This window comes from Streptomyces misionensis (genome assembly GCF_007896895.1).
GTDB classification, from domain to species: Bacteria; Actinomycetota; Actinomycetes; order Streptomycetales; family Streptomycetaceae; genus Streptomyces; species Streptomyces misionensis_A.
In genome coordinates this window covers 79634-93117 of sequence record NZ_VOGW01000105.1, presented here as the reverse complement: position 1 = coordinate 93117, position 13484 = coordinate 79634, and the positions used below count along the sequence as shown (strand labels likewise).

The window sequence follows — 13484 nt, the reverse complement described above, 5'->3', positions numbered from 1 at the left end:
CAGGGCGGGTACGAGTCCCGCGGTACGGCGCAGCAGCGACCAGAGCGCGGCCTCGCCCCGCCGCAGCCACCAGGAGGCGGCGAGCGCGGCGAGCAGATGGGCGGCGGTGGCGTGGGCCAGGGGGTGCGCGGGCGCCGCCATGCCGGGCATGGCGGGCATCGCGGGGCCGGCCCGGGCCGCGTCGAAGCCCGCGTGCAGCCCCGCCTGGGTGAGCAGCATGACCGCGCCGATGCCGGGCCCCGAGCGCTCCCGTCCGCCCAGTGCCCAGCCGAGCGCGAACACCGCGAGAAACGCGGCCCCTTCGCGGCCGGGCGGCGGCATCTCCCCCATGGCCAGCCCGTGCCCCGCGGCGGCGAGCAGCACGCACACCGCGGCGAACACCGCGGCCCGCAGGCCTCTCACCGCCGGTGATGCGCTCACACCGAGGGATCCTGCCACGCCACCGACGGGCCCGCGCCGCTTCCGTGGCGTTCAGGGGTCACTCGAACGCCCACCGGGCGGAGGGCCCTTCGGCAAGGATCAGGAGAATCGTCACAGCGACAACAATCCGAACTCTTACGCGATTACTATCGCGCTCGTGCCCGAGAACCCACCTCGCCATCGCCGCCGCTCCCGCGGGGAGCAGCGACGGCGCCGGAAGGCCCGGAGACGCCGCAGGACATGGGCGGTGACCACGGCCGTCGTCCTGTCCGGTGCCATCACCGGCTACGCCGTCGCCCGTCCCCACTCCGGCCCGTCGCATACCCGGGCGGAGCCCAGGGCACTCCGGGCCACCTCCGCTTACGCCTCCGTCTCCCCTTCCCCTTCCGCCTCGCCGGTTCCCGAGCCGATGAGCCTGGAGTCCGCGCTCGCGCCGGTGACGGACCTCTTCGGCGACAACGAGATGTCCGTGGCCGTGCAGGACACCGCGAGCGGCAAGCGGGCCGCGTTCGGGGACGACACCTTCGACACGGCCAGCATCGTCAAGGTGGACATCCTGGCCACGCTGCTTCTCCAGGCGCAGGACGCCGGCCGGAGGCTGACGGCGCGGGAGCGTGGCTACGCGGCCGAGATGATCGAGAACAGCGACAACGACTCGACGAGCGCGCTGTGGACCGAGATCGGGAGCGCGCAGGGACTCGACGCGGCCAACAGACGCCTCGGCCTGACGCAGACGCGGGGCGGTGACGGGACCGTGTGGGGCGTCACCCAGACCACCGCGCAGGACCAGGTCCGCCTGCTCCAGAACGTCTTCGGCGACCCATCGCCGCTCAGCTCCGCCTCGCGCGCGTACATCCAGGACCTGATGGGTCATGTGGCCGTCGACCAGGCATGGGGTGTGTCGGCGGCGGCTGACGACGACAGCCCGACCGCCCTCAAGAACGGCTGGCTCCAGCGGAGTCGGACCCGCACCTGGGACGTCAACAGCATAGGCCGGATAGAGCGGGACGGCCGGGTCTACCTGCTGGCGGTGCTGCTGAACGGATGCAGCACCGAGGAGGTCGGCATCGAGCTGGTGGAGCAGGCGTCGGTCGCGGCGGTGACGGCTTTCGCCGACGCCGTGACCGGCTCCGGCTGACTCACGGCCCCGGGGACGGGGAGCGGGGCCCTCGGGCGCCCGCTCCCCGTGACACCGACGCCGGGCTCAGGCGGCGTCGCTGCGCAGTCGCCCGTGGGCGCGGACGATCTCCGCGTAGCGGTGGCCGCTGTTCTTGATGGTGCGGCGCTGGGTGGCGTAATCCACGTGGACCAGGCCGAAGCGCTTGTCGTAGCCGTACGCCCACTCGAAGTTGTCCAGCAGGGACCAGGCGAAGTAGCCGGCCAGCGGGGCGCCGCGCCGGGCGGCGGAGGCGCAGGCGGCGAGGTGGGCTTCGAGGTAGTCCCCTCGTTCGGGGTCGTCGACGGTGCCGTCGGGGCGCAGTACGTCGGGGAAGGCGGAGCCGTTCTCGGTGACGTAGAGCGTGCGGGCGCCGTACTCCTCGGTGAGGCGCAGCAGCAGGGTCTCGATGCCGCTCGGGTCGATCTCCCAGTCCATGCCGGTGCGCGGCACGCCCGCGCGGCGCACGGAACGGGCGTACGGCGCCGGGCCGTCGGGGTCGTCGGTGATGTGGGCCGGGAAGTAGTAGTTCAGGCCCAGCCAGTCCAGGGGCGCCGCGATGGTCTCCAGGTCGCCGGGTTTCAGCGGGAGTTCCACACCGTAGGTCTCGGTCATGTCGGCGGGGAAGCCGCGGCCGTGCACGGGGTCGAGCCACCAGCGGTTGACGTGACCGTCGTGGCGGTGGGCCGCGGCGACGTCCTCGGGGCGGTCGGTGGCCGGGTGCACGGTGGAGAGGTTGTTGACGATGCCGATCCGGGCGCCGGGGGCGGCGGCGCGGACGGCCTCGGTGGCGAGGCCGTGGCCGAGGAGCAGATGGCAGGAGGCGCGGACGGCGGCGGTCAGATCGGTCCAGCCGGGCGCCATGGTGCCCTCGTAGTGGCCGATCCAGGCCGAGCAGGACGGCTCGTTGAGCGTCGTCCAGAGCGTGACGCGGTCGCCGAGGCGGGCGGCGACCGCGGACGCGTAGTCGGCGAAGGCCAGGGCGGTGTCCCGCTCCGGCCAGCCGCCGCGGTCCTGGAGCGCCTGCGGCAGGTCCCAGTGGTAGAGGGTGACGGACGGGGTGATGCCCGCCGCGAGCAGGTCGTCCACCAGCTCGTCGTAGAAGGCGAGCCCCTTGGGGTTCACCGGGCCGGTGCCGCCGGGGACGACGCGCGGCCAGGCGACGGAGAGCCGGTAGGCGTTGAGGCCGAGGCGGCGCATCAGCGCGATGTCCTCGCGCCGGCGGCGGTAGTGGTCGCAGGCGACGTCGCCGTTGTCGTCGCCCGCGATCTTCCCCGGGGTGTGCGAGAAGGTGTCCCAGATCGAGGGCGCCCGGCCGTCCTCGGCGACGGCCCCCTCGATCTGGTAGGCCGAGGTGGCCGTGCCCCACAGGAAGTCGTGCGGGAGGGCGGCGAGGTCGATGCGTTCGGACACGGAAGTCCCTTCGGAATACGGGGTGTTGCCGGTCATTTGACGGCGCCCGCCGTCAGTCCGGCGACGAGGTAGCGCTGGAGCAGCAGGAAGCCGGCCACCACGGGCACGCTGACGACCAGGGAGGCGGCCATGATCTGGTTCCAGTAGACGTTGTTGAGGGTGGAGTAGCCCTGGAGGCCGACGGCGAGGGTGCGGGTGGTGTCGTCGGTCATCACCGACGCGAACAGCACCTCGCCCCACGCGGTCATGAACGCGTAGACGGCGACCGCGACGATGCCGGGGACCGCGGCCGGTACGACGATCCGGAAGAGCGCGCCGAGCGGCCCGCAGCCGTCCACCAGCGCGGCCTCGTCCAGGTCGCGCGGCACCGAGTCGAGGTACCCGATGAGCATCCAGATCGAGAAGGGCAGCGAGAAGGTGAGATAGGTGAGGATCAGCCCGCCGCGCGAGCCGAACAGGGCGATGCCGGTGGCGTTGCCGATGTTGACGTAGAGGAGGAACAGCGGGAGGAGGAACAGGATGCCGGGGAACATCTGCGTGGACAGCACGGTGACCGTGAAGACGCGCTTGCCCCGGAAGTCGTACCGGCTGACGGCGTAGGCGGCGAACACCGCGACGACGACCGAGCAGAGGGTCGCCGCGCCGGCCACGATCAGCGAGTTCACGAAGTAGCGGGCGAGCGGCACGGTCGACCAGATGTCGATGTACGGCCGCAGCGTCAGCCCGCTGGGCAGCCAGCGGAACTTCCCGGTGACGTCCGCGAGGGGCTTCAGCGAGCTGGAGACCATCACGTACACCGGGATCAGCACGAAGCCGGTGAGCAGGGTGAGGAAGACCCGGCGGACCCACAGGAACGAACGCGGCGGTGCCATGGGCGAGTCATGCATCGGCGCCCCTCCGTCCTCGGGACGTGATCAGCAGGTAGGCGCCCGTCACCACGAGCAGGAAGAGCAGCAGCAGGACGGACATGGCGGACCCGGTGCCGAAGTTCCAGGTGACGAAGGATGCCTGGTAGATGTGGACGGAGACGAGGTCGGCGGCGTCCGGCGCGGCCCTGCCGAACAGCACGTAGGGGGTGTTGAAGTCGTTGAACGTCCACAGGAACAGGACGAGGACCAGCACCTGGTTGACCGGGCGCAGGGACGGCAGGGTGATCCGGGCGATCCGCTGCCACATCCCCGCGCCGTCCAGCGCGGCGGCCTCGTACAGCTCTCCCGGGATGTTCTGGAGTCCGGCCGTCACCACGAGGAAGGCGAACGGCCAGCCCTTCCACACGGACACGGTCAGCAGGGCGTAGAAGCTGTTGTCGCCGATGAGCCAGAAGGCGGGCTTGTCGGTGAGGTGCAGCTGGTCGTGGAGGACGTGGTTCACCAGGCCGTTGTCGTGCTGGAACATGAACACCCAGGTGATGACGGCCGCGTAGACGGGCAGCGCGTACGGCACCAGGAACAGGGCGCGCAGCAGGCCACGGCCGCGGAAGGTGTCCTGGAGGAAGAGCGCGGCGGCGGTGCCGATCAGCCAGCACAGGGCGACGGACAGCAGCGTGAAGCCGACGGTGACGAGGAAGGAGTGCAGCAGCGCGGCCCCGACCGGGGCGTGGAAGTCCACCGTCATCCGGTAGTTGCCGAGCCCGGACCAGGGGGCGCTGCTCCAGTCGCGGATGTAGATCTGGACGAGTTCCTTGAAGCTCATCATGACGCCGATGACCATCGGCACCAGATGGACGAGGAGTTCGAGCAGCAGGGCGGGCAGGAGCAGCAGGTAGGGCAGCAGGGCCCGGTGGGCCCGGCCGGTGCGCCGGCGGGGCCTGCGCGCCGCCGGCGCACCGGAGGGGGTCCCTCGCACCGGTTCCTGAAGTGCGGTCGTGGTCATGGTCGTTACGCCGCCGGCATCTGCTGCTGGGCCTTCTGCAGCGCGGCCCTGACCGAGTCGGTGGTCACGGCGCGGCCGGCGGCGGCGTCGGCGAACAGGTCCTTCACGGCGGTACCGACCGTCGTCTCGAACTGGGACTCGTTGGGCACCTGCGGCAAAGCGGCGGCGCTGGTGGCGAGGGTGTTCTTCAGCACCGTGTTGGCGGGGGTGCCGAACGCGGGGTCGCTCTGGGCGGAGGTGACCGGCGGGATGGAGCTGTAGGCCTTGTTGAGGATCTTCTGCTCGTCGTCGGAGGTCATGAACTTGACGAACCGCGTCGCCCCGTCGAGGTTGTGGGTGTCGCGGAAGACGGCGATGTTGATGCCCGCGACCATCGAGTCGATCTGGGTGCCGGGGCCGGGGGTGCCGGAGCGTACGGGCACCGGCGCGATGCCGTAGTCGCTGTCGGGCATCCCCTGGGACTTGAGGTTGGCGGAGGCCGACTGCCACAGCAGCATGGCCTGGCGGCCCTTGGCGAAGTCGCTGACGGACTGGTTCTGCGCGTACTCGGCGTCCCCGGTCGGGATGACCTGGTCCCGGGCCATCAGATCGACGTAGCTCTTGACCGCCTCGACCACCTTGGGGTCGGTGAAGGCGGGCTTGCCGTCCGAGGTGAAGAAGTCGGCGCCGTGCTGCTTGGCGAAGACGAAGACGTGGTGGATGTTCTCCGACAGGTTGGAGCCCTCGGCGCCGAGCACCGACTTGCCCTGCGCCTTGATCTTCTTGCCGTCCGCCGTCAACTCGTCCCAGGTGGCCGGTGGTCGGGAGATCCCGGCCTCGGCGAAGATCTTCTTGTTGTAGTAGAGCGCGTACGCCATGGAGTACAGCGGCACGGCGGCCGGGTCCTTGCCCTGGGCGCCGGTCGAGGCGAGCGCGGATTCGACGAACCGCCCCTTGCCGCCGATCTTGTCGAAGTTCTTCGCGTCCCACGGCAGCAGCGCGCCGGTCGCCTGCAGGGACGAACTCCAGGTGTTGCCGATGTTGAGCACGTCCGGCCCCTGGCCCGACGTGGCCGCGGTCAGGATCCGGTTGAGCAGATCCGACCAGGGCACGACCTCCAGCTTCACCTTGATGCCGGTCTGCTTCTCGAACTTGTCGAGTTCCGGCTGGAGCACCTGCTTGTCGACGGCGATGCTGGCACCCTGGTTGGAGGCCCAGTACGTCAGCGTCTTCGGTGCGTCGTTGGACCCGCCCCCCGCCGACGAACCGCCTCCGCAGGCCGTCGCCGCGAGAACGAGAGACAGGGTGACGGCACAGGTGGCCGCGGCTCGGATGCTGCGCATGACTAAGCCCCTCACGTCTTAATTTAGGACGTGAGTTAAACGGCGCGAGGACGACGAGTCAAGAGGTGCGGCTGGATCTCCGCCGACGGAACGGCGGCGAGGTCAGCGGCTGTTCGGTGGGCCCGGCGCCACCGGCGGACGCCGATCCGGCCACCGGCCGCACGGCGGACGGCACCCGACGGACGGGCGACCGGACCGGGTACGGCGGCGCCCGCCTCCGACGGGCCGCCCGACGGCCCGTACGCGCTCCGGGCGGGCGGGCGGAAGCTCAGGACGACCAACTGCCTTGTAATCCACATGAGTTCGTCGGCCGCCCTCGGGTAGGCTCCGCCCATGACCGCTGACGATCTCCCCACGCTGGCCCTCGCCTTCCCCGGTCCGGAGCGTGACCGCGGGGTCGAGGCCGTCATCAGCGGCCGCAAGACCGCGATGACGGCGCTGGCCGAGATCCTGGAGCGGGCGGGCGAGCCCGTTCCGCAAGCCGGCCGGCGGTACGCGGTGCTGGACTCCGACGACCGGCCCGCCGTCGTGATCGAACTGACCGAGGTCCGGGTGATCCCCTTCCGCGAGGTGGACGACCGGTTCGCCCGGGACGAGGGCCGCGGTTACGCGGACGCCGAGGAGTGGGCCGCCGCCCACCGGGACTTCTTCAGCAGTGAGCCGATGACCGAACTGCTCGGCTACACACCGGCGGTGGACGACGACGCACTCGTCGTCGCCGAACGCTTCCGCGTCGTCGATCCGGGCACCGACACCCCCGCCTCCGGGCGGCACTGACCGGGCCCCGGCGAGCGACACCCGGCCGCTCCTCGTCGCCACGGGCGGGCGCCGAGCCTGCCGCGGCGCGACCGGCGGCTCCCCGGCGCCCGGGCGACCCGGTACGGCCGGACGCGCTGTCCGCACCGCGACGGCCGGACGGCGACGCCACGGTCGGCGGACCGCCGGAGCCCGCCGGGCCCGAGCACACGGACGCGGCCGAACGGCGATCCCTCGCGCTCCCCCGGCCGCCCGCTCGACGCTCCGGTCCGCACCGGCATGGAGACCAGGCCGGGCATGGACTTCTCCGATGTCCGCGCTCCCGCCCCCTGCGACTCCCCCTGGCGTGTTCCGGCGGGGCCGCTACGACACCACGTCCGACGCGACGCGCTCACCCACGAGCCGACCCATGCCGTACGGCAGCGGAGCGGGCCGGACACCGGCGCCCGGCGGCCCGGCGGACGATTCGCGCGCGAGGCGGGGCGGAGCGCCCGGCGCCCCGGCGGCCGTTGCCCGTGGGCGCCCCGGCGCCGGGGCGCCCGCCGCACGGACGTCGCACGGGCGTCGCACGGGCGTCCGTACGGCTGCGGGCCGACCGGGCGGGCGCCGCGAACCCGACCGGCAGCCCCCGGCCGCCCTCCGCCCGGGGCACCGGAGCGCTCTCGTCGCGTCCGTTGCGCGCGGCCCGGGGGCCGCTCCGATCTCTTCGGAAACGGACCGCTCTCCCCGAATCGTCGACGCGCGGCGCTCCCGCCCGGTGATTGACCAAAAAGCATTGGCGATGCGCACGTCATGCTGGGGTTTTGTGAACGGAGTGTGTCGCCATGGCCGGAAAGTTGGCCGGATCGACGTGCCGGGAGGTGGCCCCGCACGGCCGGCCGCGGGGCGCCCATCGGCCGCACGACGCGTCAAGCGTCCCTTGTGGAGACGGGCCGATGCCAGGTCAGGACCCCTCGCCACGCGCGATTGTCACTGTGCGTGAGCCTGTTGACATCCTCCGAGCACGCTTGCGATTGTCTTGCTCGCCGCGTCGGCCGAATCAGCGGGCCGCGCGGGAGGGGGAGGAAAAGTGGACGCAGTGAACGCGGACGGGCCGGACGGAGACTGTCCGGGGAACACGGACGACGTCTCCACTCTGGTGATCGTCGGCGCCAACCCGACCGTGGCGAGGGCGGCCGCGTCCCTGCCCGGCGAACTGGTCCACGTACAGCTGCCCGGCGCCCCCGCCCTCGACCCGGGCACCCGGGTGCTGACGGCGGACTTCCGGGACCTGCCCGCCTTCCTGGCCTTCACCGACGAGGTGCTGCGCCCCCTGCGGCCCACCGCCGTCGTCTCGCTCACCGAGTTCGGCCTGGAGCCGGCCGCGCTCGCCGCCCGCCTGCTCGGCGTCACCGGCGTGGACCCGGCCGTCGTGCACGCCACCCGCGACAAGCTGGCCATGCGGCGCATCCTGGAACGCGAGGCCCCGCATCTGAACCCGGCCTTCGCGGCCGGCGACGACACGGCGGCGGTGGACCGGCTGTTCGCCACCTACGGGCGGGCCGTGGCCAAGCCGGTCGACGGGGTCGGCAGCGCCTCCATCGCCCTGGTGGAGAGTGCCGACGCGCTCCCGGCGGACCGCCGTACGGCCGCCACCTTGTTCGAACAGTTCGCGGAGGGGCGGGAGTTCAGCGTCGAGGCCCTCTCCACGGGCGGGCGGCACACCGTCATCGGCATCGCCGAGAAGGGCACCACGGACGGCTTCGTCGAGGTCAGCCACATGATGCCGCCGCCCTCCCTGGACCCGCGCCGCCAGGAGCTGGTCGCCCGGGCGGTCGGCGAACTGCTCGACGCCCTCGGGCTCACCGACGGCCCCAGCCACACGGAAGTCATGGTCGACGGCGACAAGATCGTCGTGATCGAGACCCACACCCGGCTCGGCGGCGACGGCATCGCGGACCTGGTCCAGCTCACCACCGGGGTCGAGTGGCGGCGCGCCGCCCTCGGCTGGGCGATCGGCGCGGGCGTCCGGCAGCGCCCCGCCACGGCCGCCGCGGCCGCCACCGTCTTCCTCACCGCCCCGCCCGGACGGGTGACGGCCGTCGCGCCGCCGCCCTCCCTCGCCCGGGGGCGGGTGCACGCCTGGGACCTCTCCGTCCGGCCCGGGGACGAGGTGCGCCCGCTGCGCTCCTCCGCCGACCGGCTGGGCATGGCCGTCCTGACCGCGGCCGGCACCGACGCCTGCGCTGCGGCGGTCGCCGAACTCACCGCCCGTCCGGTGGTCACCACCGCGCCGGAGCCACATCTCTGACGCCGGACCGCGGTCGCGGCTCCGCGTCCCGCTCGGCGACTCACGTTCCGCCCGTCCTTCCTGTCTCCATGTCTCCTTCCTGACGACACCACCGCACCGGGGGCCACATGTCCGTCCAGAACGCGCCGATTTCCTACGATTTCCACGGCGATGTCCCGTTCTCCACGCCGTTCAAGGACATCGAGCCCGGCGACATCCACATCTACCTCGACCTCGACACCAAGGTCGGCAAGAACACCTGCGGGCAGAAGTGCGCGCACTGCTGGTTCGTCAACTACGAGAAGGTCTACGACAAGTCCTTCGCCATGGAGGAGGGCCCCCGCATCCTGGAGGGCCTGCGGTCGCACGGGTACCACGTCTACCCGCGCTACGTGGACAGCTTCGCCTACGACGGCGCGTTCATGAACCTCTACGGCCCGGCCAACAACCGTGAGTTCCGGCAGGAGCTGGACCACACGCCGACCGCGACCATGGAGAAGGGCGACGCCTGGACCAGCGGCCGCCCGCTGCTCGCCGACAACTGGCAAGAACTCCTCGACCGGGCGGTGGAGAACGGCTACGGCACCATCTCCATCACCTACCACGGCGTGATCGACGAGGATCTCCGGGTCACCGACCACAAGACGTACCCCATCAAGGGCGTCTTCTCGGGCGCGGACACCGAGGAGGTGCTGCGCCGGATCGCCGAGTACAACGAGGGCGTCGCACCCGAGGACGCGTTCCGCGTCAACATCGGTGTCACCCTCGGCCGTCACAACCACGGCCGCACCTCCCTGGAGCGCTACGCCCGCTACTTCGACAAGCTGGGCGTGGCCACCGTCCGGTTCAACAACTTCACCGACCACGGCAACCGCCACCCCGAACTGCGCCTGAGCCGCGAGGAGGTCGAGCAGGCCTACCGCGACTTCAAGTGGCTGCACGAGACGATCCCGTTCGGCTTCCAGCTCGGCGTCAGCGAGGACTTCGGCACCTTCGGCATCAAGGCCATGGGCTTCCCCGGCCACGTCGGCTGGTGCCGGGCCGGCCGCCAGCTATTCGCCGCCATCCCCGCGCAGGAGGAGGTGCTCTCCGAGGGACCCGAGGGCCGCCGCGAGAAGATCGGCGACATCGTCGGCTGTGTCAACACCTTCGAGCCGCACCTCGGCATCCTGACCCGCACCGTCACCACCGGCGCCACCACGTACGACGTGGAGTTCGACCACGACGGGATCGAGGCGTTCACCGCCAAGCGACTCGCCGGCACGTACAAGGACGGCTGCTTCGCCACCGAGCTGTCCGAGGAGCTGGGCCTGATCTCCCGGGTCCCGGAGCGGCGCCGGCTGCCGCTCCTCACCGACTCCGCGTCCTGAACCGAGAGAAAGACCCCGCCATGCGCCACATCCTCGTCTTCGCCAAGACGCCCTACGCCAAGACCCCGTACGACCAGTGGCTGGCCGACTCGGGCATCGTCCCGGTCATCGTGACCGCGCGGGAGTACGCGCAGGGCTACTCCCACCTCCCGCACGTGCACGCCTTCGACGCGTACGACACCAACCAGCTGGTCGAGAAGACCGCGCTGCGGCTGGCCCGCGAGTTCGCGGTCGAGGCGGTCTTCGCCCGCGCCGAGGCCGATGTCGTACGCGCGGCCCAGCTGCGGGAGCTGCTCGGGCTGCCGGGCCAGCACACCGCGAGCGCGCTGGCCTTCCGGGACAAGGTGGTGATGAAGGACCACCTCGCGGGCGGGCCCGTCGACGTGCCGGCGTACCGCCGTCTCGACTCGGCCTACACGGCCCTCGACTTCGTCGCCGAGCACGGCTACCCGGTCGTGATCAAGCCGGTGTCCGAGTCGGGCTCGCTGGGCGCGGCGGTCGTCCGCGACGAGGCGGAGCTGGACGCCTACCTGGCCAGCCCGTGGCGGGGGACCAGCGAGATCGAGGTGTTCGTACCCGGGCAGATGTACCACGTGGACGGGCTGGTGGCGGGCGGGGAGGTCGTCTTCGTCCACCCCTTCCGCTACCTCAACGACTGTCTGTCCTTCCGGAGCAACGACTGGGTGGCCAACCTGCCGCTCACTCGCGAGGACCCGCTGTACGACCGGCTGGTCAAGGCGGCACGGGCGGTGCTGGCCGAACTGCCGACGCCGCCGCAGACCGCCTTCCACGCCGAGTTCTGGATCACGCCGGACGACCGGCTGGTCTTCTGCGAGATCGCCAGCCGCACCGGCGGGGGCATGATCAGCGCGATGGTCCGGCACGCGTTCGGCATCGACCTGGACAAGGAGTGGCTGTACGCCGAGTGCGGGCTGCCCTCGACGCCGGTCGCCCCGGGGTACCGGCCCGCCGGGGCCCTGTGCATCCCGCCGCAGAACGGCGTGCTGGAGCGCCTGCCCACCGAGACGGCCGAGCAACCCGGGTGCGTCCGCGAGGTGATGCTCACCGGGACCGTCGGCCAGGAGTTCCACGGCGGGGTGAAGTCCGGTCTGTTCCTGGCCGGTTATGTGGTCGACGGGGACAGCGAGGAGGATGTGGCCGCCAATCTCGAACATGTGGCGGGCTGGTTCTCCGACAACTCCCGGTGGCGGCCCGCCGAGTCCTGCGGAGGTACCGCGTGAGCACCACTACGCCCCCTGAGCACACCACCGTCGAGCCGGCCGGACCGCTCGTGGACGCCGACTGGGTGGCCGGGCGGCTCGGGGAGGGCCTGGTCCTCTTCGACGCCTCCGTCGGCGCCCGCCGGGGCGCCGACGCGCGCATCCCCGGAGCCCGCCCCTTCGACCTCGACGGGGACCTGTCCGACCACACCAGCGCGGTGCCGCACACCATGCCCGGCGCCGAGCAGTTCACCGAGGCGCTGCGCAGGCTGGGCCTGAACGACACCGACACGGTCGTCGTCTACGACGCCCAGGGCATCTACTCCAGCGCCCGTGCCTGGTGGATGCTGCGCGCCATGGGGTTCGACCGGGTCGCCGTACTGGACGGCGGACTGCCTGCCTGGACCGCGGCCGGCCACCCGGTCGAGGCCGAGCCCGCCGCCTACGACGGCCCGCGGGGCGCGTTCACCGCCCGGCCGCGGCCCGGCCTGATCGTGGACGCCGACGCGGTCGCCGCCGCCCTCGCCGACCCGCGTGCCGCCGTACTCGACGCACGCACCCGGGAGCGCTACGCGGGCACCGCCCCCGAGCCCCGCCCGGGCCTGCGCGGCGGCCACATGCCCGGCTCGGTCAGCCTGCCCTTCGGCGAACTCCAGCGCGACGGCGGCGTGATGCGTCCGGCGGAGGAACTGCGCACGGCGTTCAAGGCGGCGGCCGGGGACCGGGAGCAGCTGTACTTCAGCTGCGGCTCCGGGGTCACCGCCTGCGTCCTCGCGCTCGGCGCCACCCTGGCCGGCTACCGCGAACTCGCGGTGTACGACGGCTCGTGGAGCGAGTGGGGCCTGCCCTCGGAGCGCCCGGTGGCCACCGGCGGGAGCGATTCACCGTGAGCGGCGGGCGCGTCAGCGGCGGACTCGCCGCGAGGTACCGGACGTTCACCGGGCTGCCGGCCGCGCTCAAGGCCCTGATCACGCTATCGTTCGTCGTCGCGCTGGGCAGCTACATGGTCACCCCGTTCATCGGGGTGCTCATGGTCGAGGCCGTCCACCTCGACGTCCGGGTGGCCGGGGTGCTGGTGGCGGTGGCCACCTTCATCCAGTTCGGCGGCAGCATCCTCGGCGGCGCGGTCGTGGACCGGCTCGGGCTGAAGCGGACCATGGTGTCCGCGCTCACCCTGCGCACGGCCGGACTGGTGCTGCTCGGGGTGGCCGTCAAGGTGCCGTGGGTGGCGTACCCGGCCGTCGTCCTCGTGGCGGGCGGCCCGGCGCTGTACCTCCCGGCGAACAAGGCGTACATCGTCACCAGCGTCTCCGACGAACTGCGCCCGCTGTTCCTCGGAGTGAGCAGCGCCGCGCTCAACGCCGGTATGGGACTCGGTCCGTTGCTGGCCGCGCTGCTGGTCGACGCCGACCCGATGGCGCTGCTCATCGGGCTCGCGGGGCTGTTCGCGCTGATCACCGTCGCCCACCAGGTCACCCTGAAGCCGGTCGAGCGCCGGCCGGCCGCCATCACCGCGAACGAACCGGCCATCAGCAACCGGTAGTCGGCCCGCGCGATACGGTCGGCGAGCACCGGCTGGAGCACCACCACCATGGCGCAGTTGAGCAGCATCACCCAGCCCAGGGCCTGGATGTTCGACACCCCGGCCGCGTACAGGCCGATGAAGCTCTGGAAGAAGAAGTACAG

At 71.9% G+C, this 13484-nt stretch carries 12 protein-coding genes; 7 read left to right on the top strand and 5 right to left on the bottom strand.

Annotation, left to right across the window (positions count from 1 at the left end; translation table 11 throughout):
* Positions 1-420: hypothetical protein (locus FRZ03_RS39195; protein ID WP_186785496.1), on the bottom strand; the 420-nt coding region annotated here is incomplete at its 3' end.
* Between the two features lie 247 nt (positions 421-667).
* Between FRZ03_RS39195 and FRZ03_RS19005 the strand changes: the two genes are divergently transcribed.
* On the top strand, positions 668-1558 hold the full coding sequence (locus tag FRZ03_RS19005; RefSeq protein WP_398660658.1) for a serine hydrolase: 891 nt from the start codon (positions 668-670) through the stop codon (positions 1556-1558).
* 66 nt (positions 1559-1624) lie between these two features.
* On the opposite strand, the gene FRZ03_RS19000 is transcribed toward FRZ03_RS19005, so the two are convergent.
* From FRZ03_RS19000 to FRZ03_RS18985, 4 genes are read right to left on the bottom strand one after another with little or no spacing between them, the layout of a single operon-like run.
* Positions 1625-3025 carry a GH1 family beta-glucosidase gene (locus tag FRZ03_RS19000; RefSeq protein ID WP_146466359.1) on the bottom strand — a complete coding sequence of 467 codons (1401 nt, stop codon included), beginning with the start codon at positions 3023-3025 and terminating at the stop codon, positions 1625-1627.
* Positions 3022-3861 carry a carbohydrate ABC transporter permease gene (locus tag FRZ03_RS18995; RefSeq protein WP_146466358.1) on the bottom strand — a complete coding sequence of 280 codons (840 nt, stop codon included), beginning with the start codon at positions 3859-3861 and terminating at the stop codon, positions 3022-3024. The genes FRZ03_RS19000 and FRZ03_RS18995 overlap by 4 nt, the downstream gene beginning before the upstream one ends.
* A 7-nt stretch (positions 3862-3868) precedes the next feature.
* Positions 3869-4861 carry a carbohydrate ABC transporter permease gene (locus FRZ03_RS18990; RefSeq protein ID WP_146466357.1) on the bottom strand — a complete coding sequence of 331 codons (993 nt, stop codon included), beginning with the start codon at positions 4859-4861 and terminating at the stop codon, positions 3869-3871.
* Positions 4862-4866: 5 nt separating this feature from the next.
* On the bottom strand, positions 4867-6183 hold the full coding sequence (locus tag FRZ03_RS18985) for an ABC transporter substrate-binding protein (protein WP_146466356.1): 1317 nt from the start codon (positions 6181-6183) through the stop codon (positions 4867-4869).
* Between the two features lie 333 nt (positions 6184-6516).
* Between FRZ03_RS18985 and FRZ03_RS18980 the strand changes: the two genes are divergently transcribed.
* The 6 genes from FRZ03_RS18980 to FRZ03_RS18955 all read left to right on the top strand — a co-directional run bounded on the left by FRZ03_RS18980 (position 6517) and on the right by FRZ03_RS18955 (position 13341).
* The gene (locus FRZ03_RS18980; protein WP_146466355.1) at positions 6517-6960 is read left to right on the top strand and encodes an ASCH domain-containing protein; all 444 of its coding nucleotides are present in this window, start codon (positions 6517-6519) and stop codon (positions 6958-6960) included.
* 1048 nt (positions 6961-8008) lie between these two features.
* Positions 8009-9229, top strand: a complete 1221-nt coding sequence (locus FRZ03_RS18975; protein ID WP_261399254.1) for an ATP-grasp domain-containing protein — start codon at positions 8009-8011, stop codon at positions 9227-9229.
* 107 nt (positions 9230-9336) lie between these two features.
* A complete protein-coding gene (locus FRZ03_RS18970; RefSeq protein WP_146466354.1) occupies positions 9337-10578 on the top strand; it encodes a radical SAM protein in 1242 nt (413 codons plus the stop codon).
* Between the two features lie 20 nt (positions 10579-10598).
* Positions 10599-11819: an ATP-grasp domain-containing protein gene (locus FRZ03_RS18965; RefSeq protein WP_146466353.1), complete on the top strand. Its 1221-nt coding sequence runs from the start codon at positions 10599-10601 to the stop codon at positions 11817-11819.
* Entirely contained in the window at positions 11816-12688 is an 873-nt protein-coding gene (locus FRZ03_RS18960; protein ID WP_146466352.1) for a sulfurtransferase, read from the top strand. The genes FRZ03_RS18965 and FRZ03_RS18960 overlap by 4 nt, the downstream gene beginning before the upstream one ends.
* Positions 12685-13341 (top strand): MFS transporter, encoded by a 657-nt coding sequence (locus tag FRZ03_RS18955; protein WP_146466351.1) that lies wholly within the window; start codon positions 12685-12687, stop codon positions 13339-13341. The genes FRZ03_RS18960 and FRZ03_RS18955 overlap by 4 nt, the downstream gene beginning before the upstream one ends.
* Positions 13342-13484 lie beyond the last annotated feature (143 nt).